This window comes from Oerskovia sp. 140933, assembly GCF_059651515.1.
Window position 1 is genome coordinate 1 of record NZ_JAMXIO010000011.1, and the last position, 25,655, is coordinate 25,655.

The following is a 25,655-nucleotide window of genomic DNA, read 5'->3' on the forward strand; positions in this document are numbered from 1 at the left end:
CTCCTGCAGGAGTCGGGCCCGTCGTCATGTCGAGACAGAGTCACCGGTGCGGCGAGCGGAGTCCCGGCCCGACGTGGGTGCACGTCGGGCAGGGCAGGCTCACCGCAGCGAGGTGGGCGGGCAGGTCAAGACCTTGCCACGTACTGGATCGAGACGTACTCCCAGGACGAGGTGTCCCGAACCCGCCACGTGCCACCTGAGATGTAGGCGCTCGGCACGACGGCGACTGCCGTGAACTCTGCGCACTCGTCGTATCCGATCGCCGGCGTTTCCCAGATGCTCCCCGGGACGTAGGCGTCGCCGTCGTCGTAGACGACGCCGTTCGACCCGACGAACTCCACGTCGAGGTCCAGCCACGGATAGGCGGTGCCCGCGCCCGAGTAGCAGACGGCGGCAGGAGCCGTCAGGAGGTGGGAGCTGCCTGCGTAGGGGGTGTTGCTCGTGCTCCCGAACACCCCGATCCACGACGTCAGCGGGAACAGGTGCCCGGGACGGTAGGGGTCGGTCCGCGTCGAGTCGACGAAGAGGAACACCGGCGTCGAGTACCTCGTCCCGGCGACGTTCGAGACCTTGACACGGTACTGCTTGCTCCCGTGGACGGTCTTCGCCGTGAAGGACAGGGTGGACGTCGTCCTGCCGACCATGTTCGTCCAGGTCGTCCCGTCGTCGCTGACCTGCCACTGGTAGCTCAGGCCACCCCCGGTAGCGGTGACGGTGAACTTCGCGTTCTGACCGGTGCTGACCCATGACGCCTGCGGCTGGCCCGTGATCCTCGGGGTCGCGATGCCGACCGGCCAGGCGACCTTGGCGGTGGGGGTGCTGGTGCGGGTGGCGGTGATGTAGGCGGTGCGCTTGCCGGTGGTGGTGACGGTGATGGTCTTGCCGTGGTGGGCGGTGGTGAGGGTGAGGGTGTTGCGGGTGGCTCCGGTGATGGGGGTGCCGTTGGCCTTCCACTGGTAGGTCGTGGTGGTGGCGGCGGGGGTCCAGGTGGGTGCGGTGGCTCGGAGGGTGGAGCCGACGCGTGCGGTGCCGGTGATGGTGGGGGCCTTGGTCGTGGTGAAGGGCTTGACGACGGTGGCGGTGGCGGTGCTGGTGCGGGTGGTGGTGGTGTAGCCGGTGCGCTTGGCGGTGACGGTGAACGTGATGCGCTTGGCGTGGTCGGCGGTGGTGAGGGTGTAGGTGGAGCGGGTGGCGCCCTTGATGGCGATGCCGTTGCGCTTCCACTGGTAGGTGTAGGTCGCGGTGGGGGACCAGGTGCCGCGTGAGGCGGTGAGGGTGGAGCCGACGCGTGCGGTGCCGGTGATCTTGGGTGCGGGGGCGGTGGTGAAGATGCCGGCGGTGACGGCGGTGGTGGCGGTGCTGGTGAGGGTCTTGGTGGTGTAGCCGGTGCGGGTGGCGGTGACGGTGAGGGTCAGGCGCTTGCCGAGGTCGGTCGCGGTGGGGGTGTAGGTCGCGGTGGTCGCGCCCTTGATCGCGAGGTTGTTGGCCTTCCACTGGTAGGTGAAGGTGGCTCCGGGGGTCCAGGTCCCGGGCTGGGCGGTGAGCTTGCTCCCGACCCGGACCGCTCCCGCGACGACCGGGACCGGCGACGCCGAGAACACGCCTGCGGTGACGGCGGACGTGGCGGTGCTGGTGAGGGCCTTGGTGGTGTAGCCGGTGCGGGTCGCGGTGACGGTGATCGTCAGGCGCTTGCCGAGGTCGGTCGCGGTGGGGGTGTAGGTCGCGGTGGTCGCGCCCTTGATCGCGAGGTTGTTGGCCTTCCACTGGTAGCTCAGGGCCGCTCCGGGGGTCCAGGTCCCGGGCTGGGCGGTGAGGGTGCTGCCCACGCGTGCCGTCCCGGAGATCACCGGGACCGGCGACGCCGAGAACACGGCCAGGGCCACCTTGGCGGTCGAGGCGCTCACGACGGACTGCGTCGCGTAGCCGGGGAGGGACCCGGTGACGCTCACGCTGAAGGAGGCTCCGGCGTCGGAGGCGCCCAGGACGATCGACGGGCCGGTGGCACCGAGGATCGGCTGGCCGTCACGCAGCCACTGGATCGAGAGCGCTGCCGCGGGCGACCAGGAGGGGATCGTGACCGTGAGGGTCGACCCGACGGCCGCAGAGCCGCTGATGACCGGGACGGTGGTGACGAGCGTCCCGTCGGAGACGGGTGCCGTCGGGGCGCTCGAGATCGTCACGGGAGCTGCGCCGTCGAGCGTGCCGGTCACGTCGGCGCGGAGCACCACGCCGGCGAGGGTCGCGGGGATCGAGAGGGTGGCCTCGGTCGCACCCTCGATCGCGATCTCGTCCGCGAACCACTGGTACGTGAGCGCCGTGGCGGCCGGGGTCCAGCCGTCGCTCGTGACCGTGACGGTGGCACCGACCTGCGGTGTCCCCGTGACAGCGGGGGCCTGCTCCGGTGCGACGACGGTCGGGGTCTCGTCGACCGCCGGCTCGGTGGGAGCGGCCTCGCCCGGTCCTCCTGCGGCAGGCGGCTCAGGAGCGGGAGGGGCCTCGACGGCAGTCTCGACCGCCGCGGGCTCGGCGGTCGGCTCTGCCTTCGCGGCGCCGGCAAGGGCGACGGGACCGACGAACAGCGACAGGGCCGTGACCGTCGCCGTGAGGATCCGCGCGCGGTGGCGCGCGGAGGAGGTTCGTGACATGCGGGCTCCACTTCGAGTAGCCGCCCCACCGTGGGTCGGCGACCAGAGACTAGTGGTACTGGAGTGCCTGCGGATACCGAAATGTCCCTTCTGGGCGAGCAGGGGCGGGTGAATTATCCGGTGGTCGACACCCGGCCCGCACGGGGCGGCAGGCCCGCCGGACGAAAGAGGGGCCGACTCCCGACGGAGCCGACCCCTCTTCGAGCCCAGGACGGGCGAGCAAGCGCTACCGCTTCGACTTGCGGTAGCCCGCCGCGACGGCCTGCGCCTCGGTGTCGAAGCACGCCTCAGGGATGGTCACGGCGTAGAACTGGCCTCCCGGTACGTGGTAGATCCACTCGCCCGAGCTGGAGTGGTTCCCCTTGACACGGCAGCTGCTGACCTTCGCGGTCGGAGCGCTCACGCGGCTCGCCGTCGCGTAGGTGGAGCGCGATCCCGTGACGGTCACGGTGATCCGCTTGCCCACGTCGCTCGCGGTCAGGCGGTAGGACGTGCTGCGCGCGCCGGGGATCGTGACGCCGTCCCGCTTCCAGGTGTAGGTCAGCGACGCGCTGGGCGACCATGCCGGGGTCCACGCCGAGAGCGTGGTGCCCAACCAGGCGTTGCCGGAGACCACCGGAGCGGACGTGGACGCGAACGCACGGGTCACTGCCGCGGTGGGGGTGCTGGTGCGGGTGGCGGTGATGTAGGCGGTGCGCTTGCCGGTGGTGGTGACGGTGATGGTCTTGCCGTGGTGGGCGGTGGTGAGGGTGAGGGTGTTGCGGGTGGCTCCGGTGATGGGGGTGCCGTTGGCCTTCCACTGGTAGGTCGTGGTGGTGGCGGCGGGGGTCCAGGTGGGTGCGGTGGCTCGGAGGGTGGAGCCGACGCGTGCGGTGCCGGTGATGGTGGGGGCCTTGGTCGTGGTGAAGGGCTTGACGACGGTGGCGGTGGCGGTGCTGGTGCGGGTGGTGGTGGTGTAGCCGGTGCGCTTGGCGGTGACGGTGAACGTGATGCGCTTGGCGTGGTCGGCGGTGGTGAGGGTGTAGGTGGAGCGGGTGGCGCCCTTGATGGCGATGCCGTTGCGCTTCCACTGGTAGGTGTAGGTCGCGGTGGGGGACCAGGTGCCGCGTGAGGCGGTGAGGGTGGAGCCGACGCGTGCGGTGCCGGTGATCTTGGGTGCGGGGGCGGTGGTGAAGATGCCGGCGGTGACGGCGGTGGTGGCGGTGCTGGTGAGGGTCTTGGTGGTGTAGCCGGTGCGGGTGGCGGTGACGGTGAGGGTCAGGCGCTTGCCGAGGTCGGTCGCGGTGGGGGTGTAGGTCGCGGTGGTCGCGCCCTTGATCGCGAGGTTGTTGGCCTTCCACTGGTAGGTGAAGGTGGCTCCGGGGGTCCAGGTCCCGGGCTGGGCGGTGAGCTTGCTCCCGACCCGGACCGCTCCCGCGACGACCGGGACCGGCGACGCCGAGAACACGCCCGCGGCGACGACCTGCGCGGCGCTCGTCCGGGCCACGGTCTCGTACCCGTACCTGGATGCCCTCAGCGTGACGGCGAGCTTCTTGCCGTGGTCCGCAGCGACGGGGGTGTAGGTGGAGGCGGTGGCCCCGGGGACGGGCTTGCCGTCGACGAGCCACTGGTAGGTGAAGCTCGCGCCCTCGGTCCAGCGACCGGTCATGGCGTCCACGCGCGAGCCGACCCGGACTGTCCCGGCGAGCGTGGGATCGGGTGAGGTCGTGAACGCGGCGAGGGTCACGGGTGTCGTGGGGGTGCTGGCAGCGGTCACGGCCTCGTACCCGGGACGGGACGCCGTGACCCTGACCGAGATGCGGGCGCCGACGTCGGTCAGGAGCGGGCGGTACGTCGGTTCGCCGTAGGCCGTCGACACACCGTCGCGGAACCACTCGTACCTCAGGTCGACGGGAACGGGCCAGGTGGGGGTGGTGACCGACAGGGTCGAGCCGAACGCTGGCTTCCCGACGATCGTCGGGACGAAGTCGCCCAGGATCCTCGCGCTGACCGGGGGCGTCGGGGCGGTCCTCACGGTGACCGGGTCGGCGCCGGTCGCGGAGCCCGTGACCTCGGCGAGGAGCGTCGCGCCCATCAGGTCGTCGGTCACGAGCAGATCGGGGCCGGTGGCGCCGGCGACCGGAACGGTGGTGCCCTCGTGCTCGGCGAACCACTGGTAGGTGAGCGTCACGTCCTCCGGCGACCACGGCAGGGTGTAGACGGTGACCGTCTCGCCCGGGACCGGGATCCCGCCGATCACCGGTCGGTCGGTGGGCGGCACCACGACGGGGGCCGGCGGGGGGACCGGGTCCCCAGCGGACGAGACCTGTGCGCTGCCGACAGGTTCGGGGCCGGCAGGTGCCGCGACGGCCGCGGGGGCCACGAGGATCGACAGTGCCGTGACGGCCGCTGTCAGCAGCCCGGGGAACCGGCGGGAGGACGAGGGACGAGACATGCGGGCTCCACTTCGTGTGGCCGTCCCACCGTGGGTCGGCGACCCGAGACTAGCCGTCGCCCACCGCCCGTGGGCGCTCGTGGACGGGATCGGCCCGCCTCGAGCGGGTGAAGTTCTTCCGCGGGCCCGACGGCGGAGCCCGGCCCGCGCACGGGAGGTCCCCGCCGCCGTCGGGCCTGGACGCACGACAGGCCGGCACCCACGTGGGGTGCCGGCCTGTCGCGAGGCGGGGAGCGGAGGTCAGGCCTTCGCGGCGGCCTTGAGGTCGTCGACGAACGTCGGGTTCGCCTCGAGCCACTCACGCACCGAGGCGTCGTTGTCGGAGCCGCCGTTCTCGTTGAACATGATGTTCTCGAGCGAGAAGAGCTGCTCGTCGGTCAGGGTCAGCGCGGAGATCCAGGACGCGACGTCGGGGTGGTCCTCGGTGAAGCCGGTGCGTGCGACCGTGTGGATCTTCTCGGCCTCGCCCATGGCGCCCTTCGGGTCCTCGAGGTCCTTGACGGGGAACGCGTCGTAGGCCCAGTGGGGACGCCACAGCGTCACGGCGACGTTCTCGCCCGCGTCGGTCTTGCTCTTGAGCTCGGCGAGCATGGCGGGCGTCGAGGAGATGACGAAGTCCATCTCGTCGAGTCCGTAGCCCGGGATGGCCTCGTCCTGGGTGATGCGGGTCAGGCCCGCGCCGGACTCGATGCCGACGAGACGGTTGTCGAACTGGTCGGCGTTCGCGGCGAGCTCCTCGAGGCTGTCGACCGGGGCGTCCTCGTTGACCGCGATGGTCAGCTTGGCGTCGTCGTACCAGTAACCGAGGTCCTCGAGGTCGTCGCCGTACTGCTTCTTGTAGTCGGCGTGCGTGAGCGGGAGCCACATGTCGAAGTTCAGGTCGAAGTCGCCCCCGGCCATGCCCGTGTAGACGATCCCGGGGTCGGCGGTCTCGGTGCTGACGTCGTAGCCCTCGTCCTCGAGGATCGCCTTGAACAGGTGGGAGACGGCGATGCCCTCGTCCCAGCCCGAGTGGATCGCGATGGTGATGTCCTTGTCGGCCTCGCCCGAGCCGCCGGCGTCGGTGCCTGAGGCGCAGGCCGAGAGCCCGAGGCCCAGGGCCAGCGTGGAGGCGACGACCGCGGTGCGACGACGGGCCTGGTGGTGACGTGCGGGAGACATGGTGTCCTTCCTTCGCGGGCAGGCCGCTGGCGCGGCGAGACCCGTCTGGGTGGTGGTGGTGCAGGGAGTGCGGGGCCGCCCGGTCGGGACCGGGCGGGCGGAGGCTCAGACGGCCGTGGCGGCGAGCGCCTTGGCGACGGGCGAGCGGGTGCTGAGCGCTGCGGTGACACGGTCGAGGAAGACCGCGAGGATCACCACGGACAGGCCCGCCTCGAAGCCGAGCGAGATGTTGATGCGCTGGAGCGCCGCGACGACGTCGCCTCCGAGGCCGCCCGCGCCGACCAGGCCGGCGAGCACGACCATCGAGAGCGAGAGCATGATGACCTGGTTGACGCCGGCCATGATGGTCGGCATGGCGAGGGGGAGCTGGATCTGGCGCAGGATGCGCCCGGGGGTGGAACCGAACGCGTGGCCGGCCTCGACGACCTCGGAGTCCACCTGCCGGATGCCCAGCTCGGTGAAGCGGACGCCGGGGGCGAGCGCGAACACGACGGTCGCGACGATGCCGGGGACGGCGCCCGTGAGGAAGATCATGACCATGGGGATGAGGTAGACGAACCCCGGCATGGTCTGCATGAAGTCGAGCACCGGGCGCACGACGCGTGAGACCTTGTCGTTCCGGGCGGCCCAGATGCCCAGCGGGATGCCGATCGCGAGCGCGATCACGCTGGCCACGAGCACGAGGGCGAGCGTCGCCATCGCGTTGTCCCACTGGTCGACGCTCGCGATGACGACGAACCCGACGAGGGTCGTGACGGCGAGCCGCCATCCCTTGGCGAAGAACGCGAGGGCGGCCAGGACGAGCGCGACGACGACGAACGGCGGCCCCTGGAGGACCGACGCGAGGGCGTCGTAGCAGGTCAGCAGGACGTCCTTGACGACCGCGAAGAAGGGCTTGAACGTCGCGATGAGCCAGGTGACGAACACGTCGACCCAGTCACCGAGCGGCAGGCGGGGGATGAACGTGTCGGTGGCGCTCACGCGTCCGCTCCTTCCGTGGTGGGGACGTCTCCTGCGACGGTGTCGCCTCCGGTCGTCGGGGACGGTTCGTCCGTCCCGTCGGCGTCGGGCACGTCGGGCTCGTCGAGCGTGGGCGGCACCATGGCCTCGAGCAGGGTCACGCGCGGGATGACGCCCACCAGGCGGTTCTTGTCGTCCGTCACGGCGATGGGCAGCGGTGACTCGGCCGCCGGTGCGAAGAGCTCCGAGAGGGGGGTGTCGACGCTCACGGGCGCGACGCCGTCGTGCACGATCGACTCGATGCTCGTGGCGTGGTCGCCGCTCGACTTGAGGAGCGCGACCGCGTCGTCGTCACGGACGACGCCGCGCAGGACCCGCTGACGGTCGACGACGAAGGCCGCCGACACCTGCGCCTCGCGCATGGTGCGGCTCGCGACGCGGGGGCCGCCGCCGAGGGGGACGACGGCCGTGGGCCGGACCATGAGGGAGGCGGCCGTCAGGACCCGGGTGCGGTCGACGTCGGCGACGAACTGCGCGACGTAGTCGTTCGCGGGGTCGGACAGGATCTCCTCGGCCGTGCCGATCTGGACCGTGCGGCCGTCGCGCATGACCGCGATCCGCTCGCCCAGGTGCATGGCCTCGTTGAGGTCGTGCGTGATGAAGATGATGGTCTTGCCCAGGGTCTGCTGCAGGTCGAGGAGCTGTTCCTGCATCTCGCGCCGGATGAGCGGGTCGAGCGCGGAGAACGCCTCGTCCATGAGCAGGATGTCGGTGTCGGCGGCGAGCGCGCGGGCGAGGCCGACGCGCTGGCGCATGCCGCCGGAGAGCTGCGAGGGCAGGGAGTCCTGCCAGCCGCCCAGGCCCACGAGGTCGAGGGCCTGCTGGGCCTTCTCGCGCCGCTCGGCCTTGCCCATGCCCTGGATCTCGAGGGGGTACGCGGCGTTGTCGAGCACCGTGCGGTGGGGGAGCAGCGCGAAGTGCTGGAAGACCATGCTGACGCGGCTGCGGCGCAGTGCGCGCAGCTCCTTGGCGCTCACGGTCGCGAGGTCGGCGTCGCCCAGCAGGACGTGGCCCGCCGTGGGCTTCCACAGCCCGTTGAGCATGCGGATCAGGGTCGACTTGCCCGAGCCGGACAGGCCCATGACGACGAAGATCTCGCCCTGCTTGACGTCGAAGCTCGCGTCGATGACGGCGGCCGTCCCCAGGGGCTTGACGTCGGCGCGGCTCGCACCGTCCTTGAGGCGCCGGACCGCTTCCTGGGGGCGGCGGCCGAAGACCTTGTAGACGCCCTGGACGCTCACGGCCACGGGCCGGTCGTCAGGCAGGGGGTCGGCGCCGTGGGCGCCGGGGAAGGGCTCGGTGTCGACCGGGATGAGGACGGGTGCGGTCGACGTGGGTGGCTCGGTGCTCGTGCTCGTGCTCGTGCTGGTGCTGCTTGCGGTCATGCTGGCGGGTCTCGCCACCTTCCAGGTGTCGTGGCGGGTCCGGAACGCTCCGCGGAGGGCGCCAGGGTGACCTGGCTGCGACCTCCCGGTGCGCTCAGCGCCGTCAGGCGCGTCACGGTCCACCGGATCGAGGCCTGCTGCCGGGGGCCGCCCGGGTGGGTGGCCACCGCACGTCGCAGCGGGCTCTGACCCGTCGAGGAGCGGCGTGGGGCCGCACCTCGTCGAGTCGATCTGTCTCCAGCACCCTGCCCGATCCGAGGTCGAATTGCTACCGAGCGGCAGGCGTGCATGGCGGATTCGAGGGAGATCCTTTGCTGACTTATCGTTGCAACCGCGCGGCTTTGACCAATTCTGGGATCGTTATCGCTTCGTGACCTTGATTTGGTCAAGCAGATCTGCTACCGCGAGCGGGTGGACCGCGTCGTCGGGATGGCCAAGGTCGCCGCTCTCGAGTCCGGCGCACGGGGCATCCGCGCTGACCGGCGCCGCTCACCGCGCCACCTGCCCGGCGGCACGGTGAGCGCCCCCGGCGGCGCGGTGAGCGCCCCCGGCGACGTGCGAGGCGCCCCCGGTAGTCTGGAGCGACACCGTCGGAACCGTCGTTCGGAGCACCATGTCTTCTGCCACGCCCGCCGCCCAGGCCTCGTTCGACGAGGTCCCCGGCCGCTACAAGGTCCGCGACCTGTCCCTCGCCGAGGCGGGTCGCCACCAGATCCGCCTCGCCGAGCACGAGATGCCCGGGCTCATGGCGCTGCGGGCCGAGTTCGGTGCGTCTCAGCCGCTGGCCGGCGCACGCATCGCGGGCTCGCTCCACATGACCGTCCAGACGGCCGTCCTCATCGAGACCCTCGTCGCGCTCGGTGCGCAGGTGCGCTGGGCGAGCTGCAACATCTTCTCGACGCAGGACGAGGCCGCCGCGGCGATCGCCGTCGGTCCGCACGGCACGCCCGAGGACCCGCAGGGCGTCCCGGTCTTCGCCTGGAAGGGCGAGAGCCTCGAGGAGTACTGGGACTGCACCGAGCAGATCCTGCTGTGGCCGGGCGACGAGGGCGCGAACCTCATCCTCGACGACGGCGGTGACGCGACCATGCTCGTCCACCTGGGCCTGCAGTACGAGCGCCTCGGCACGGTCCCCCCGGACACCCTGCCGGGCGAGCCGGACCACACGCACGAGATGAACGTCGTGCGCGCCGTCCTGCGCCGCGCGCTCGCGGCCGACCCGCTGCGCTGGACGGGCATCGCCGAGCAGCTCCTCGGCGTGACCGAGGAGACCACCACGGGCGTGCACCGCCTGTACCAGCTCGCCGAGTCGGGCGAGCTGCTGTTCCCGGCGATCAACGTCAACGACTCCGTCACCAAGTCGAAGTTCGACAACAAGTACGGCATCCGGCACTCGCTGCCCGACGGCATCAACCGTGCGACCGACGTCCTCATGGGCGGCAAGGTCGCGTTCGTCGCGGGCTACGGCGACGTGGGCAAGGGCGCTGCCGAGGCGTTCCGCGGCCAGGGCGCGCGCGTCATCGTCTCGGAGGTCGACCCGATCTGCGCGCTGCAGGCCGCGATGGACGGCTACCAGGTCGCGCGCATCGAGGACGTCCTGGGCGAGGCCGACTTCTTCATCACGACCACGGGCAACAAGGACGTGGTCACGGCCGAGCACATGGCCGCGATGAAGAACAAGGCGATCGTCGGGAACATCGGTCACTTCGACAACGAGATCGACATGGCCGGGCTCGCGCAGATCCCGGGCATCACGCGCACCGAGATCAAGCCGCAGGTCCACGAGTGGACCTTCCCCGCAGCCGACGGCGAGGAGCCGCGCTCGATCATCGTCCTGTCCGAGGGGCGCCTGCTCAACCTGGGCAACGCGACGGGGCACCCGTCGTTCGTCATGAGCAACTCGTTCTCGAACCAGGTCATCGGCCAGATCGAGCTGTTCGAGGACAGCAAGCGCCCGGAGGGCGAGCGGACGTACGAGCGCGAGGTGTACCGCCTGCCCAAGGTCCTCGACGAGAAGGTCGCGCGCCTGCACCTCGACGCGCTGGGCGTGCGCCTGACCGAGCTCTCGAAGAGCCAGGCCGACTACCTCGGCATCCCGGTCGAGGGGCCGTACAAGCCGGAGCACTACCGCTACTGAGCGGACCCGCGCGCCCCTGAGGGGGCCCGACGGCGCAGGGCCGGGTTCCAGGAGGAGCCCGGCCCTTCGTGGTGGTCGCCCCGGGTGGGGTCGATGCGTCGCCCGGGCCCCGGACCGTCGCCGCCGGCGGTTCACCCTGTCACCCTGAGCGCTTTCAGGGGTCCTGCGCGACGATGGTCCCAGCAGCGCCGACAGGAGAAGACGATGGCGACGGTCCCGAGCGAGCCCACGATCAGCGACTCCGAGCGAGCAGAGCTCGAGGCCCTGCGTGCCGAGGTCCGGCGTCTGCGCGCCGATCGCGCCGCGCCGCCGGTCGAGCCCTCCGGTCCGGTCGGTCGGCGTCGGGGCGGGTGGCTGCGGTGGACGTCCGTCGCGGTGCTGCTGGTCCTGGCGGGTGTCCTGATGCTCGGCTCGGTCCTGGCGCGGTACGTGCGCGCGGAGATCATGGACACCGACCACTACGTGGCGACCGTGACGCCGCTCGGCGCGGACCCTGCGATCCAGGCCGAGGTCAGCTCCAAGGTCAGCGCGGCGATCCTGGACCGGATCGACCTCGAGACCCTCACGACGCAGGCGCTCACGACGCTCACCCAGAACGCCGAGCGTCTCCCGCCGCAGGTCATGGGGCTGGCGCCGCTGCTCGCGAGCCAGGGCGAGTCGTTCGTGCGCTCGACCGTGGACCGCCTGGTCACGTCCCCGCGGTTCGAGGAGCTGTGGATCGTCGCGAACCGTCAGGCCCACAAGAACCTCGTCTCGGTGCTCACGGGGGAGGGGGACACGTCGGTCACGGCCGACGCGAACGGGCAGGTCACGCTCTCGCTCGGCCCCATGATCGACGAGGTCACGCAGCGGCTCTCGGCGCGCGGCTTCACGTTCGTGGAGAACCTGCCGTCGATCAACCCGCAGTTCGTGCTGTTCACCTCGGACGACGTCGTCACCGCCCAGCGTGCGGTGGCGTTCCTGAACAAGGCGGCGAACGTGCTGCCGTGGCTCTCGCTGCTCGTCGCGGCCGGGGCGGTGTGGGCGGCGCCCCGTGGCCGTCGCCGTCGTGCCGTGGTGCTCGCCGGCGTCGCGTACGTCGTCGCGATGGCGCTCCTCGCGATCGGGGTCACGGTCGGCCGCTCGCTGTACCTGGGCGCGGTGCCCTCGGACACCCTGTCGCCCGCGGCCGCGACGGCGCTCATCGACGCGGTCCTCGTCCCGCTGCGCACGTCGCTGCGCGCGGTGTTCGCGTTCGGGCTGGTAGTCGCGCTCGCCGCGTACCTCACGGGTCCGAGCCGGTCGGCCGTGGCCGTGCGCGGCGGCTTCAACCGGCTCGTGCGCGCCGCGAGCCGAGGGCACGCGGGGGACGGCGGCCGGGCCCCGCACCCGTACGAGGTCTGGGTGGCGAGGCTGCGCTGGCCGCTGATCGGACTGGTCCTGGCCGGTTCGCTGACGGTGCTGGTGTTCTCGCGCTACCCGAGCGGCAGCACGATCCTCGTGATCGCCCTGGTCGCGGCCGTCCTCGTGGTCGCGATCCAGGTGGTGTCCGCGCCCGCCCGCGGTGCGGCGGCGGTGAGCGGACCGGACGAGCCGGGCGGCGCCGTCGGGCAGGAGGGGCCCGCCCCGGAGGAGTCCCGGACGCCCGCCGCGCCGTAGCGCGGCCCGGGACATGGGGGACAACCCCCCTGCACGACGGCGGCGCGCACCCTGGGCACGTGCGCCCCGACCGGGAAGACTGGTGGGACCGCTCGAACCACATCCAGGAGTCCTGCCACCATGTCTGCTGTGACATCCCCCCAGCCGCCGTCCGGCGATGCCGCCCCCGCACGCGAGCCCTCGCCGGGGTACCCGACTCCGCCCACCGGTGCTACCGAGCCGCTGCCCGCCTCGCCGACCAGCGGCTCGTCGCCCCGTCTCGGACGCGTCGCCGCCGACCTCGACCCCCGCTACGTCGACCTGCGCGAGCCCGTGGGCTTCCTCCAGGCCCCGTTCGCCGGCCAGACCTGGCGAGAGTTCGGCTACCTGTGGCTGTCGCTGTTCTTCACCCCGTTCGCGTTCACGTACGTGGTCTTCACCGTGAGCTTCACCGCGGGCATCCTGGTCACGGTCGTCGGGCTCCTGGTCTCGGGGGGCCTGGTCCTCGGGGCGCGCGGCTGGGGCGGGATGTACCGCTCGATGGCACGCTCGATGCTCTCGGTCGACGTGCTCGCCCCCGCACCGCACGAGCCCCGCGGGGGCTTCTGGCGCTCGCTCTGGTCGAACCTCTCGGACGGACCCGGGTGGCGCGCCATGACGTTCATGTTCGTGACGTTCCCGCTCGCACTCACCGCGTTCGTGGTCACGGTCACGTTCTTCTTCGTGTCGCTCGGGGCCGCGACGCACTGGCTCTGGTCGCAGTACCTGCCCGAGCAGCTCGGCGCCGACGGCGAGTGGCACCGCGGTGCCCAGATGGCGCCCGACTGGTACGTCGACACGCCCCTGCGGCAGTCGGCGCTCGCTGCGGTGGGGATCGCGCTGTGGTGGCTGTGGCCGCAGCTCGTGCGCGGCTTCGCCCAGCTCTTCCGCCTCCTGACGATCAACCTGCTCGGTCCCACGCGCGCGAGCCTGCGCGTGGCGGACCTCGAGAAGTCCCGCGGCAAGACCGTCGAGGACGCCGACGCCAAGCTGCGCCGCATCGAGCGCGACCTGCACGACGGCACCCAGGCCCGGCTCGTGGCGGTCGCGATGCAGCTCGGCGAGGCCAAGGAGCAGCTCGCGTCCGGGGGCGACGCGAACGAGGCGCTCGAGCTGGTCGACAACGCGCACGCCTCGACCAAGGAGGCGCTCGTCGAGCTCCGCGAGCTGGCCCGGGGCATCCACCCGCCCGCGCTCGACAACGGCCTCGCGGTCGCGCTGGAGACGCTCGCAGCCAGGTCGCCGCTGCCCGTGACGGTCGACGTCGACCCGCGCATCGACCCGTCGCCCGCCGTCGAGACCATCGCGTACTTCTGCGTCGCCGAGCTCGTGACGAACGCCGCGAAGCACGCCCGCGCCACGGGCGTCTACGTGCTCGTCGAGGAGCAGGGGTCGCGGCTGCGCCTGCGGGTGCGCGACGACGGCCAGGGCGGTGCACGCGTCTCGACCCCCGACGCGCGCGGCCACCGGTCCGGGCTCGCGGGGCTCGAGGAACGGGTTCGCTCGGTCGACGGCACGTTGGACCTCGTGAGCCCGATCGGTGGGCCTACGGTGGTCACGGTCGTCCTGCCGAGCAGGGTCTGACCGCCCCCCCGTCCGTCGCCGGCCCGGGTGCCTCGACCGAGGCGCTCGGGCCGACCCCTCGACACAGAAGAGGTACCACCGTGCGGCTCGTGATCGCCGAGGACTCCGTCATCCTGCGCGACGGCCTCGTCGCCCTCCTCACCCGTCGTGGCCACGAGGTCGTCGCGGCCGTGGGCGACGGCGACGCCCTCGTCGCGGAGGTCGCGCGGCTCGCTGCCCTCGGCGAGCTGCCCGACGTCGTCATCATCGACATCCGCATGCCTCCGACGTTCACCGACGAAGGGCTGCGCGCGGCGCTCTCCCTGCGCGCCGCGTCGCCAGGGCTGGGTGTGCTGCTGTTCTCGCAGTACGTCGAGACCCGGTTCGTGAGCGAGCTCCTCACGGGCGGCGCGGAGGGGGTCGGGTACCTCCTCAAGGACCGCGTCGCGGACGTGAGCGAGTTCCTCGACGCCCTGACCCGCATCGCCGCAGGTCAGACCGTGCTCGACCCTGAGGTCGTGAGCCAGCTCATGGGCGCCTCGCGCTCGGACGACGGCCTGGCCCGCCTCACGCCGCGCGAGCGCGAGGTCCTCGGGCTCATGGCGCAGGGGCGCTCGAACACCGCGATCGCCGAGAACCTGTTCCTGTCCTACGGGGCGGTCGAGAAGAACGTCACGGCGATCTTCGGCAAGCTCGGCCTGCCGCAGGACGCGGGGGACCACCGCCGGGTGCTCGCGGTCCTGAGGTACCTGCGGGACTGAGCCGCCCGCGGCGCCGCCGGGCACCGGGGGGACATCCCCCGGGGCGGTGACCGGCGCGCCGCCCGGCCCTCGGGGGAGGGTCCCATTCCGGGACGTACCGGGATCTTCGAGACTGGTGGGGAACCGTTTCCCCCCGTTCCCGAGGAGCACCCGTGGCCGTCGTCGACGTCCCTCAGACCCCCGTCCGACCCGCGCGGCCTAGCGTCCCGACGCGCGCCTCACGCGCCCGCCCGACCGGCCCCGCCGCCCGGGCGAGGAGACCGCACGAGCCGGCGCTGCGCCGTCGGGACCCCGCACCGACCACGGCCCGGCGCGACGTGTTCGTCGACGCCGTCCGCGCCCTCGCGACCCTCGCGGTCCTGAGCGTGCACTGGCTCATGCCCGAGGTCACGTGGGACGGCGAACGCCTGGGCATCGGCAACGCCCTGGCCCACGGCGGCGCGTGGACGCTCACCTGGGTCCTGCAGGTCCTGCCCCTGCTGTTCTTCGCGGCCGGGGCCTCGGCCGCGTACCAGCTCTGGCGCCGGCCCGACGGCGCCGCCCGCCTCCCCGGAGCCCGCCACCAGGGCGACCGGGCGGGCTCCGACGCACCCGGCCTCGTCGCGGCCGGGTGGGACGTGGTGCGGCGCCGCATGCCACGCATCTGGAAGCCCGTCGCGGCGTTCGTCGGCGCCTGGGCCGTGGCCGTCGTCGCACTGCCCCTGCTGGGCGTGCCCGAGGGCGCGGTGCGGCAGGTCGCGCGGATCGCGCCACAGCTCCTGTGGTTCCTCGGGGTCTACCTGCTGCTGCTCGCGATCACCCCGGCCCTGCTGCGCGCCTACCGGGCATGGGGGTGGCGCGCGGTCGCGGCCGTCGTCGCCGCGCCCCTGGTCGTGGACGTGCTGCGCTTCGCCGCGGGCCTCGAGCAGGTCGCCGTGGCCAACGTGCTGCTCGGCTGGGCCGTGCCGTACGTCCTGGGCATCGCCTACGTCGACCTGGTCCGGCGCGACGCGCTGCCCGCGCGCCGCACGCTCGCCCTCGTGGCCGGCGCCGCGCTCGCCGCCATGGTGGCCCTGGTCGTGCTCGGCCCCTACCCCCCGAGCCTCATCGGGATGCCCGGCGACGCGATCTCCAACCTCGGCCCGCCCACGGCGCTCGCCGTGGTCCACGCGGTGCTCCAGGTGAGCGTCGCGCTCGCGGTGCGCGACGCCGTCGTGCGCTGGGCGGGCGGGCGCGGGGCCGCGCTCGTGACGTGGGTCGCGGCCCGGTCCATGACGCTGTACCTGTGGCACCTGACCGCGATGTTCGTGGTGCTCGGTGTCGTCCTCCTCGGGCTCGGGACACCGCTGCCCGCCTCGTGGAGCGCCGACTGGTGGGCCGCTCGTCCGCTGTGGTTCGGGGCCGCGGGCCTCGTGCTCGCAGGGCTCGTGCGCGTCTTCGGACGCCTCGAGACCCCGGTGGCGGGACCGGTGACGGTGCCCGTCAGTGCCGAGGGTCGGGCACCGAGTACGGCAGGCGGTGCAGCATCTCGCCCTGCTCGCGAGCCAGCTCGCGTCCCCGCTGGGCGCTGACCCAGTCGCGGCTGCGCCGCTCGGCCAGGACCGCGCACAGGAAGTCCTCGGCAGGAGTCCCGGGCGGCGGGCCCGGAGCCACGAACCGCTCGATCCGGCCCGCGAGGTCCTGGCCCACCCGCACGCGCGAGGCCGGGTTGAGCCCCGCGGCGCGACCGAGGAACTGGCGGACCGCGAGGGCCAGCCCGTCGGGGAGCCGGCGCATGTCGGCGTGCGCGGCCCACCCGGCCAGGTAGGGCGGCATCGCGATCGCCGCGTACGTGGGCCTGCCGCCGCGCACCCGGATCGCGTACGTCCCGGCCAGCATGTCGCCGACCCGCTTGCCCTTGTCGTTCGACAACGACGCCACGACGGCCACCGAGCCGAACGTCATCCACAGCTCACCCACCCCCACGAGCGCACGGATGAACGCGTGCCGGAAACGGACCGGGCCGCCGTCGTCGCGCACGACCCTGATGCCCATGGCCAGCTTGCCGAGCGAGCGGCCCCGGGACAGGGTCTCGACGGTCGTCGGGATGCCGACCATGACCAGGACCGTGAGGACGATCCACACGGCCGGGGCGAAGTCGATGCTGACGGCGTTGAGCGCGGCCCCCGCGACCGCGAACACGAGGCTCAGCAGGACCACACCGATCGCCACCAGGTCGATCACGGCCCCCAGGGCCCGCGTCACGAACGACGCGGGTCGTGCGTCGAGGACCACGCCCTCGCCGGTCAGGATGCCGTCTCGCACGCGTGCTCCTCCAGGGTCGTCGACAGGGTCGAGGGGTCGTCGTGGCCACACCTTGCCCCACAGCGGGCCGGTGCCCGGGGCGCCACGAGGGGGTCCGGCCCACTGTAGGGCAAGGTGTGGCAGGGTAGCCGCGTGGACCTCGATGCCTTCAACGCCGTGCACAGCGACGAGTGGTCGCGGCTCGCCGAGCTGACCAGGAAGCGCACGCTCGACGGCGCGGAGGCCGACGAGCTGGTCCGCCTCTACCAGTCGGTCGCGACCCACCTGTCGACCATCCGCTCGTCCGCTCCCGACCCGGTCCTCATCACGCGGCTCTCCGACCTGCTCGGGCGCGCGCGGGGACGCATCGCGGGCGCCCACGAGCCCGCGTGGCGTGACGTGACGCGCCTCGCGGTCGTCTCGGTGCCCGCGGCCCTGTACCGGATCCGGTGGTGGACCGTGACCGTCATGGTCCTGTTCCTCCTGGTCGCCGTCGTCTCCGGCTGGTGGGTCGCGACCACCCCGGACGCGCTCGCCTCGATGGGCACGCCCAGCGAGCGCGAGGCCTACGTCAACGAGGCCTTCGCGAGCTACTACGACCCCGGCGCCGACTTCGCGGCGATGGTCTGGACGAACAACGCCTGGATCGCGGCCCTGTGCATCGCGTTCGGGATCACCGGGGTCTTCACGGCCTACCTGCTGTTCACGAACGCCGTGGCGATCGGGTCGACGGGCGGCATGATGGCCTCGTACGGCGAGCTCGACACGTTCCTCACGCTCATCGCCCCGCACGGGCTGCTCGAGCTCACCGCGATCTTCGTCGCGGGGGCTGCGGGGCTGCGGCTGTTCTGGACCATGGTCGACCCCGGCCCGCGACCGCGCCTGCGGGCCCTCGCGGAGGAGGGGCGCTCGCTGTTCACCGTCGTGATCGGGCTCGTGGTCGTGCTGGGCGTCTCGGGACTGATCGAGGGGTTCGTCACCGGGTCGGGCATGGCCTGGTGGCTCAAGATCGTGATCGGGGCCGTCGCGCTCGCCGCCTTCTGGACCTACACGCTCCTGCTCGGTCGACGCGCCGTCGAGGCGGGGGAGACGGGCGACCTCTCGGCCGACCTCGCGGGGGACGTCGCGCCGGTCGCGGGCTGAGCACGGCCCGCCGTCAGCCGGGCGCCACGACCACCTCGTGCGCCGACGCGTCGGGCGCGACGAACCGCAGCAGCTCGCCGCCGCGCTCGTCGAGCGCGGCCCGCTGCGCGCGGGTGAAGGCGTGGCCGAGCGGGGTCACGTCGAGGCGCGCGACGGCGTCGGGCGTCGTCGCCGGTCGCAGGCCGGACCGCCGCACCTTCCACGTCGCGGCCACGTAGCCGTCCACCAGGACCGTCCCGGGCACCTGGCCGTTGACGGTCGTGATCGCCCTGCGCCGCACGTCGTCCACGACGCGCGTGCGGTTCGCGTGGCCCAGCACGAGGTTGTCGAACTCGGCGACGAGCACGAGGGGGGCGACGGCGTCCGCGCCGGGCCGCGGGGCGTCCGGCAGGTCCAGGTGCTCCTTGCCGTCAGGGCCGGTGAACGTCACGAGCTCGGGCCGCAGCCGCCCGACGACGTCGCGCAGGCCCGTCAGTCCCGACCACCTCTGGGCGTCCATGACCGTGGCCGGGCCGAACGCCACGAGGTAGCGGCGGACGAGCCGGGCGAGCGCCTCGGACCGTTCGTCGGGGTCGCGGAGCCCGCGGCTCGGACGCCCGAACCAGGCGTCGGCCGTGGTCCAGGTCGTCGTGGTGCCGGGGCCGGTCGCGCCCCACAGCCCGCGCGGCGTGACCTGGACGAGGGGGAGGAAGCAGCGGGCGGTGTACGCCAGGTGCTGGGGGTCGACGTCGGGCCAGCGCTCACCGAGGAGCCGGCCCAGCTCGCCCGAGGTGAGCGGGCCGTCGCCCAGCAGGTCCTCGGCAGCCGCGGCGACGTCGTCGAGGTCCGTGCCCACCAGGGCCTTCGCGTGCGCGCTGCCCACGCGCACCCCGGACTCGAGCAGCGGGCGGAGCACGCCGGGGAGCTCCAGGGCGTCCTCGGCCGTGACGAGGTGGACAGTGCCCCGCAGGAGGGCGATGCGGGTCACGGAGCGGTCCAGGAACCGGTCCGCGAGGTCCTCGGTACGGAACCCGTCGAGCCGTGACCACAGTCCCGGGTAGGGCGTCGTGGGGACCTGCGACTGGAGCCCGACCAGGTGGTCGACCTCGGCGACGGCCGGGGTCCGGGCTCCGGCGCTCCCGGTACGGGGCTCCGGCGCGGACGCCGCGGAGGCCGGTGCGAGCAGGTGCTGGCGCGCCAGCAGGGCCCGGTTGAGCTCGGCGAGGCTGAGCGAGGGCCCGTGGCGGCCGGCAGCGGTCATGGGGTCATCCTGCCGCGCGGTGCCGACAGCGCGCCCCCCGACGGGTCGGGACCCGGTGGGGGCCAGGCCGGTCGGGTTCCTGCCGGTGCGACCGGTCGGTGCCCGTCGGTCGGCGCGGGCGCCTCAGAAGACCAGGAAGCCGAGCGCCGGGATGACGAACGTCGCGGAGAGCGCGAAGATCACGATGATCGCGACGCGCCTGTTGCGGGCTTCGCGGTCGCGCGGGGTGGCCGGTCGGGTCACGGTGGGGCTCCTCGGGAGATGGGGGTTTCCACCCACCAGCCTAGGCGGTGGGGTGGGAGCATCTCGACGGGCCCTGTGACGGAGCGGTGAGGACCAGGGCGCGCCCTGTCCGGACGAGCGCGCCCCGGGGCGGTCTCGTCCGGACGGAGCGGCTAGAGCCGCCCTGCGGCCTTGAGCGCGAGGTACGTGTCCGCGAGCCGTGGCGCGAGCTCCTCGGGCAGGCCCTCGACCACCTCGACCCCCTTCTGGGAGAGCACGGTCCGCACCGCGGTGCGCTCGAGCTCGACGCGGGCGGCGGCCGCGGCGTCGTAGACCTCGGCGACGCCGTCCCGTGCTTCCCGCAGCGCCGCGACCTCGGGGTCCGCGACCGAGGCGACGACCACCTGGTGCTTGGCGGTGAGCTGCCCGACGACGGGCAGCAGGCCCGTCTCCACGGCCGCCGGGTCGAGCGTCGTGAGCAGCACCACGAGCGCGCGCTGCGACAGCCGCTGGTGGACCGAGCCGACCAGCCCGGGCCAGTCGGTCTCGAGCAGCGCGGGCTCGATGGGCGCGAGCGCGTCGGCGAGGGCCGGCATGAGCCGGGGACCTGCGGCACCCGCGACCCTGGCCCGCACGCCGCGGTCGTAGGCGAACAGCTCGACACGGTCACCGGCTCGCCCGGCGAGGGCCGAGAGCAGCAGCGCGGCCTCGATGCTCGCGTCGAGCCGCGGCTCGTCCCCCACGCGGGCGGCCGAGGTGCGCGACGTGTCCAGGACGAGCAGGACGCGACGGTCACGCTCGGGCCGCCAGGTGCGCACGACCATGTCGGCGCGCCGGGCCGACGCCCGCCAGTCGATCGAGCGCACGTCGTCGCCGATCACGTACTCGCGCAGCGAGTCGAACTCGGTCCCCTCGCCGCGGACCTGGACGGCGGAGCGCCCGTCCATCTCGCGCAGCCGCGCGAGCCTGCTGGGCAGGTGGCGGCGCGACGCGAACTCGGGGAGCACGCGCAGCCGCCCCGGGACGACGAGCGAGACCTGGCGTGCCGCCAGCCCGAGGGGGCCCGACGAGCGGATCGTGACCCTGTCCGCGAGCCGGTCGCCCCGGCGCGTGGGCACGAGCACGGTCGTCAGGCGGGCCGACTCCCCGGGAGGGAGGTCGACGGCGTGCCGGTTGGCCTGCGCGCCCGCGGACGGGGCCCACGCGTCGCGCACCACGGCCCGCAGGCGTCGGCCGGTCAGGTTGGTCACGACGAGCTGCGACGTCGCGCGACCCGTGAGGCGCACCGAGCCGGGGACGCGCCGCTCGACCGCGACCTGGCGCGGGGAGGCCGCGAGCATCACGTCGAGCACGCACAGCGCGACCACGACGAGCGCCCAGAGCAGCACGGTGCCGTACGAGGGCACCACGAGGACCGCGACCACGCCCAGGGCCGCCAGCGCGACCGCGCGCCACGTCAGAGCCATGTCATCCCTTCAGGCCGTCGGCGCTCAGCGGGGGACCGGCACGGAGGCCAGCACCGTGTCGAGCACGCTCTCGGCCGTGACGCCCTCGAGCTCGGCCTCGGGGCGGAGCTGGACGCGGTGGCGCAGCGTCGGGTGGGCCAGGGCCTTGACGTCGTCGGGCGTGACGTACCCGCGGCCGGACAGCCAGGCCCACGCACGCGAGGTGGCCAGGAGCGCCGTCGCGCCGCGCGGCGAGACGCCGAGCGAGAGCGAGGGGGAGTGGCGCGTGGCCCGGCACAGGTCCACGGCGTAGCCGAGGACCTCGCGCGAGACCTGCACCTGGGCGACCTCGGCGCGAGCACGGTCGAGGACCTCGCGGCCCGCGACGGGGCGCACGCCCGCGGCGGCGAGGTCGCGCGGGTTGAAGCCCGCGGCGTGCCGTGCGAGGACCTCGATCTCCTGGTCGCGCTCGGGCAGCGGCAGGACGAGCTTGAGCAGGAAGCGGTCGAGCTGGGCCTCGGGCAGCGGGTACGTGCCCTCGTACTCGACGGGGTTCTGCGTCGCGATGACGAGGAACGGGTCCGGCAGCATGCGCGGCGTCCCGTCGACCGAGACCTGGCGTTCCTCCATGGCCTCGAGCAGCGACGCCTGCGTCTTGGGAGGCGTGCGGTTGATCTCGTCGGCCAGCAGCAGGTTCGTGAACACGGGGCCTTCGCGGAAGGAGAACTCGGCCGTGCGGGCGTCGTACACGAGCGAGCCCGTGACGTCGCCGGGCATGAGGTCGGGCGTGAACTGGACGCGCTTGGTGTCGAGGTCGAGCGAGGCCGCGAGGGTGCGCACGAGCAGCGTCTTGGCGACGCCCGGCACGCCCTCGAGGAGCACGTGGCCCTTGCAGAGCATCGCGATGAGCAGGCTCGTCACGGCGGCGTCCTGCCCGACGACGGCCTTGCCGACCTCGGTGCGCACGGCCGCGAGGGCCGAGCGCAGCTCGTGCGACGGGCCCGACGGCGCGGCCTGCGCGGGTGCGTCGGCGACCGGCTGCGGCGTGGGGACCGTGGGCGGAGGGACGGGGGCACCGTAGGCAGGCTGCGGGCCGGGGGCCTGAGCGGGGGCCTGGGGCTGCGCGGGCTGCGGCGGCGCGTAGCGCTCGGCGGGCTGATAGGGGTTCGACCCCTCGGGGTGGTGCGTCACGGGTGGAAGACCTCGCTCTCCAACTGGTCAAGGTGACGCGCGAGCTCGAGCAGCGCTGCGTCGTCGGCGGGTGGTGGGCCGTACAGGAGGTGCGCGACCTGCTCGGCCGGGCGGTGCGTGGCACGGACGATCGCGTCGATCAGGGCGGGGGCCGCCGCGGAGCGGGGCAGACCCAGGCGCGAGGCGATCCGGTCGGCGCTGTGGGCGCGCAGCCCGGCCGCCGCGTGGCCGCGCGAGCGCGAGCGACGGTAGAGCCGCCCCCGGCCGCGGGTGGTCTCCGCCGCGCGGACGACGACCGGGAGGTCCTCGGTCACGAGGGGGCCGAGCCGGCGCCCGCGCCAGAGCGCGGCGAGCAGCGCGACCACGAGGAGCTGCACGAGCACGACCGCGACCCACGGCGGCAGGACGGCCGCCCCGACCGCGGGGTCGCCGGTGGACGTCGTGTCGAGGAGGTCGGGCACGAACCACGTGAGGGTCTCGTGGCGGCCGAGGGCACGCAGCGCCAGGGCCGCGTTGCCGTCCTCGTCGATCCGGGCGTTGCTGAGGAGGCCCGCGTCGTCGAGGGCGACGACACGGCGGTCGCCCTCGTGGACGAGGTAGGCGCCGGTGTCCGGCGGGCTGTCGTCGCCCGGGAAGCAGACGAGCGAGCCGGGTCCGGTCGTCGTGAACCCGAACCCCGAGCTGCGGATGCTCTCGGCCGCGACGGCGTCGGGGTCGGTGCACTCAGGGGTCCGCAGGGCGTCGGGTGACGACCAGTCGTCGCCCAGGGTCGCGGACAGGTCGGTCGCGCCCTCGAGGAGGTCGTACCCCGGCTCGAGGAGCACCAGGTCGGCGTCGGTCGCCAGGAGGGCGTCGACCTGCTCGGGCAGGAGGTTGAGGTCGGACGTCACCAGGAGCGTCGTCCCGGCCCGGGCCCGGGAGACCGCGTCCGCGGTCGCGGTCACGTACTCGACCGTCACGCCCTGGTCGCCCAGCACCTGGGCCAGGGCGCGGGCGCCGCCCGGGTCGGCGTTGTCCGGGGCGAGCGGGGTGCTCGAGACGGCCGGACGGGACAGGGCCGCGAGCCCGGCGACGATCGCGACCAGGAGGAGGACGGCCAGGGGCCAGCGGGCGCTGCGCCAGCGTCGCGCGGCGCGGGAGCCTGCCGTGGTGCCGTCGCCCATCACGCGGACCGGGACGTAGGAGGTCGTGACGGGCGCGCCCGACGAGGCGGACGCGGAGACGGGCGGGGGCGGGGCGTCGAGGCGGGCGGTCATCGGGCGCCTCCGGTCGCGGTCGGCTCCTGGTCGGTGGGGAGCGGGGTCGTCACGGCGACCGGCGTGCCGGGGACCGCGGTTCCGGGGCCGGCCTGGTCGGGGCCCCCGGAGCCCGTGGGGCCGTCCAGGGGGACCAGAGGCGTCGGCCGCGTCGCGAGGACCGCGGCGTCGAGCTCGCGCAGGGCCTGGTCGGCGGCGGGGCCCACCGAGATCTTGCCGTACCGGACGTCGTCGAACAGGCGGGCCCCCGCGTCGAGCCGGTCGGTCAGGGCAGGCAGACGCAGGGCGGCGGCGGCGGCGGCCTCGTGGGCCGTGCGCCCCGGCCGCGGGTCCAGGAGCACGCGTTCCTCGAGCGAGCGGACGACCGCGCGGTAGCGCTCGACCACGGCGGTGCCCCAGTCCCCGGCCGCCGCGGCGGAGTCCGCGGCGGCGCGCAGGTCCGCGGCAGAGCGCTCGTCGTCCTCGAACACGGCGACGGACGCGCGGGCCCGGCGCGAGACACGGACGGGACCGGCGACCACGTAGGCGATCGCCGCGACCACCAGGACGAGCCCGACGATCACGGCCGAGGCCACGACGGGGTTGACGTCCAGGACGCGGACGTCGTCGAACAGCCCGGACAGCCAGTCGAGGAACCGTGCGAGGAGCGAGGGGTCGTCGAGGTAGACGGGGTCGAGCAGCTCCTCCTTGAGCCAGAGGCGCGCGGTGTCGGCGTCGGGCTCGACCGGGACGTCCGCCAGGACGCCCCACCTGGCTCCCGGGGACGCGCCGAGGCTCACCGTGCCGGCAGCGGGCCAGGCGACGAGCGCCGCACCGAGCGTCCCGGTCACGCCGTGCCGTGCTCGTCGCGCTCGTTCGCCGCGGCGGTGAGCTCGACGTCGAGACCCTCGCGGCGCATGCGTACGTCGATGTAGAGCAGCGAGACGACCCCGGCGAGGAAGACCGCGCTGATGACGCCCGTGAAGACCGAGCCCACGGCGATGATCGCGTACATCGCGAACATGCTCATGACCGAGACCATGCCCCCGACGAGCCCGAACGGCTGCGCCACGATCGACGTGATGGCCCAGACCGCGAGGTACGCCAGCAGGTAGATCCCCAGCAGACGCCAGAACGACCCGCGGGAGACCGTCCAGCCGCGCTTGACCCCGCTCGCGAACCCCTGCCCCTCGAGGACCATGGCGGGCGGGACCAGGAGCGTGCGGACCACGAACCACGCGAAGAAGACCCCGACGCCCAGCAGGCCCAGGAGCGCGACCGCGATCCCCAGCCCGACGGAGGCCGTGAAGGCGAGGACCGTCAGGAGCAGGTACACGAACCAGACCGCCCCGACCGCGAGCGACCACAGGATCGAGAAGCCGAGCAGGGCCCAGACCTTGGACCGCGCCTGGTCCCAGACCTCCCGGGCGCTCGCCTTGCGACCGATCACGGACTGTCCCACCGACGTGATGAGGATGCCGTTGACGACGGGCATGGCCAGGCCCAGGACGAGCGAGGACACGAGCGTCGCCCCGAACAGCGGGAACATGTCGGTGAGGCCGACGGCCTCCGCACCGAGCTCGGCCTCGAGCTGTGCGATCTGGGGCGAGAAGATGCCGCTGACCAGCACGCCCAGTGCCAGCCCGACGACCGTCGCGACGGCGATCACGGTCGCGCTCATGCCGAGCATGACCTTGGGGTTGGCGCGGATCGCCCCGAACGCGCCGTCGAAGATCTCCCCGAGGGTCAGCGGGCGCAGCGGGATGATCCCGGGCTTGTTCGCGGGCGGCGCGTAGGGCTTGCCCGCGAACGACGGGGGACCGTACCCGGACTGCTGGGCGCCGCCGCCGTACTGCGAGGTGCCGTACTGGGGCGCGCCGTACTGGCCGTACTGCGGCTGCCCCCAGGCGTTCGGCGTGGGCTGCTGCGCAGGCTGACCGGGCGGCGGCGGCGTGCCGGGCTGCCCGTGCTGGCCCGGCTGCCCGTACTGGCCGGGCTGCCCGTACCCGCCGGGCGCGCCGCCCGCGGGCGGCGTCGGACCAGCAGGCGGCGTCGAGCCCGCCGGGGGCTGCGGTGCGCGCTGGCCGTAGCGCGGGGTGTCGTCCGGTGCTGGCGTGCCGGCGTCGTCGGGCGTCGTCATCTGCTCTGCTGTCCC

General features: G+C 73.4%; 18 protein-coding genes. 6 read left to right on the top strand and 12 right to left on the bottom strand.

What is annotated here, in order from left to right:
- Positions 1-125: 125 nt before the first annotated feature.
- The 5 genes from NHG27_RS07780 to NHG27_RS07800 form a co-directional block, all read right to left on the bottom strand.
- On the bottom strand, positions 126-2,645 hold the full coding sequence (locus NHG27_RS07780) for a DUF8696 domain-containing protein (RefSeq protein WP_497015639.1): 2,520 nt from the start codon (positions 2,643-2,645) through the stop codon (positions 126-128).
- A 226-nt stretch (positions 2,646-2,871) separates the two neighbouring features.
- Complete coding sequence (locus tag NHG27_RS07785) at positions 2,872-5,079, bottom strand: sunset domain-containing protein (protein WP_497015640.1); 2,208 nt, start codon at positions 5,077-5,079, stop codon at positions 2,872-2,874.
- A gap of 240 nt (positions 5,080-5,319) precedes the next feature.
- Complete coding sequence (locus NHG27_RS07790) at positions 5,320-6,240, bottom strand: glycine betaine ABC transporter substrate-binding protein (protein WP_193719965.1); 921 nt, start codon at positions 6,238-6,240, stop codon at positions 5,320-5,322.
- Between the two features lie 105 nt (positions 6,241-6,345).
- Positions 6,346-7,221 (bottom strand): ABC transporter permease, encoded by an 876-nt coding sequence (locus NHG27_RS07795; RefSeq protein WP_193719966.1) that lies wholly within the window; start codon positions 7,219-7,221, stop codon positions 6,346-6,348.
- Positions 7,218-8,645: a quaternary amine ABC transporter ATP-binding protein gene (locus NHG27_RS07800; RefSeq protein ID WP_497015643.1), complete on the bottom strand. Its 1,428-nt coding sequence runs from the start codon at positions 8,643-8,645 to the stop codon at positions 7,218-7,220. Before NHG27_RS07800 ends, NHG27_RS07795 begins: the two co-directional genes overlap by 4 nt.
- Positions 8,646-9,258: 613 nt before the next feature.
- On the opposite strand from NHG27_RS07800, the gene ahcY reads away from it, so the two are divergent.
- The 5 genes from ahcY to NHG27_RS07825 all read left to right on the top strand — a co-directional run bounded on the left by ahcY (position 9,259) and on the right by NHG27_RS07825 (position 16,312).
- Positions 9,259-10,782, top strand: coding sequence for an adenosylhomocysteinase (gene ahcY / locus NHG27_RS07805; RefSeq protein ID WP_497015645.1), 1,524 nt, complete (start codon positions 9,259-9,261; stop codon positions 10,780-10,782).
- Positions 10,783-10,986: 204 nt separating this feature from the next.
- On the top strand, positions 10,987-12,420 hold the full coding sequence (locus NHG27_RS07810) for a hypothetical protein (protein ID WP_193719969.1): 1,434 nt from the start codon (positions 10,987-10,989) through the stop codon (positions 12,418-12,420).
- 120 nt (positions 12,421-12,540) lie between these two features.
- Positions 12,541-14,022, top strand: a complete 1,482-nt coding sequence (locus NHG27_RS07815; protein ID WP_497015647.1) for a sensor histidine kinase — start codon at positions 12,541-12,543, stop codon at positions 14,020-14,022.
- An 80-nt stretch (positions 14,023-14,102) separates the two neighbouring features.
- Complete coding sequence (locus NHG27_RS07820; RefSeq protein WP_193719971.1) at positions 14,103-14,762, top strand: response regulator transcription factor; 660 nt, start codon at positions 14,103-14,105, stop codon at positions 14,760-14,762.
- Positions 14,763-14,914: 152 nt separating this feature from the next.
- Positions 14,915-16,312, top strand: coding sequence for an acyltransferase family protein (locus tag NHG27_RS07825; protein ID WP_497015648.1), 1,398 nt, complete (start codon positions 14,915-14,917; stop codon positions 16,310-16,312).
- On the opposite strand, the gene NHG27_RS07830 is transcribed toward NHG27_RS07825, so the two are convergent.
- Positions 16,224-17,045 carry an RDD family protein gene (locus NHG27_RS07830; RefSeq protein WP_497015650.1) on the bottom strand — a complete coding sequence of 274 codons (822 nt, stop codon included), beginning with the start codon at positions 17,043-17,045 and terminating at the stop codon, positions 16,224-16,226. The genes NHG27_RS07825 and NHG27_RS07830 overlap by 89 nt on opposite strands.
- Positions 17,046-17,177: 132 nt before the next feature.
- On the opposite strand from NHG27_RS07830, the gene NHG27_RS07835 reads away from it, so the two are divergent.
- Complete coding sequence (locus tag NHG27_RS07835; RefSeq protein WP_497015651.1) at positions 17,178-18,167, top strand: stage II sporulation protein M; 990 nt, start codon at positions 17,178-17,180, stop codon at positions 18,165-18,167.
- Between the two features lie 13 nt (positions 18,168-18,180).
- Here the strand turns inward: NHG27_RS07835 and NHG27_RS07840 are convergent, their stop codons facing one another.
- The 6 genes from NHG27_RS07840 to NHG27_RS07865 all read right to left on the bottom strand — a co-directional run bounded on the left by NHG27_RS07840 (position 18,181) and on the right by NHG27_RS07865 (position 25,640).
- Entirely contained in the window at positions 18,181-19,407 is a 1,227-nt protein-coding gene (locus NHG27_RS07840; RefSeq protein WP_497015653.1) for a winged helix DNA-binding domain-containing protein, read from the bottom strand.
- A gap of 395 nt (positions 19,408-19,802) precedes the next feature.
- Positions 19,803-21,095, bottom strand: coding sequence for a DUF58 domain-containing protein (locus tag NHG27_RS07845; protein WP_497015655.1), 1,293 nt, complete (start codon positions 21,093-21,095; stop codon positions 19,803-19,805).
- A gap of 24 nt (positions 21,096-21,119) precedes the next feature.
- The gene (locus NHG27_RS07850) at positions 21,120-22,265 is read right to left on the bottom strand and encodes an AAA family ATPase (RefSeq protein WP_497015657.1); all 1,146 of its coding nucleotides are present in this window, start codon (positions 22,263-22,265) and stop codon (positions 21,120-21,122) included.
- Positions 22,262-23,521, bottom strand: a complete 1,260-nt coding sequence (locus NHG27_RS07855) for a DUF4350 domain-containing protein (RefSeq protein WP_497015658.1) — start codon at positions 23,519-23,521, stop codon at positions 22,262-22,264. The genes NHG27_RS07850 and NHG27_RS07855 overlap by 4 nt, the downstream gene beginning before the upstream one ends.
- Positions 23,518-24,351, bottom strand: coding sequence for a DUF4129 domain-containing protein (locus NHG27_RS07860; RefSeq protein ID WP_497015660.1), 834 nt, complete (start codon positions 24,349-24,351; stop codon positions 23,518-23,520). The genes NHG27_RS07855 and NHG27_RS07860 overlap by 4 nt, the downstream gene beginning before the upstream one ends.
- The gene (locus NHG27_RS07865) at positions 24,348-25,640 is read right to left on the bottom strand and encodes a DUF7847 domain-containing protein (protein WP_497015662.1); all 1,293 of its coding nucleotides are present in this window, start codon (positions 25,638-25,640) and stop codon (positions 24,348-24,350) included. The genes NHG27_RS07860 and NHG27_RS07865 overlap by 4 nt, the downstream gene beginning before the upstream one ends.
- Between the last annotated feature and the right edge of the window lie 15 nt (positions 25,641-25,655).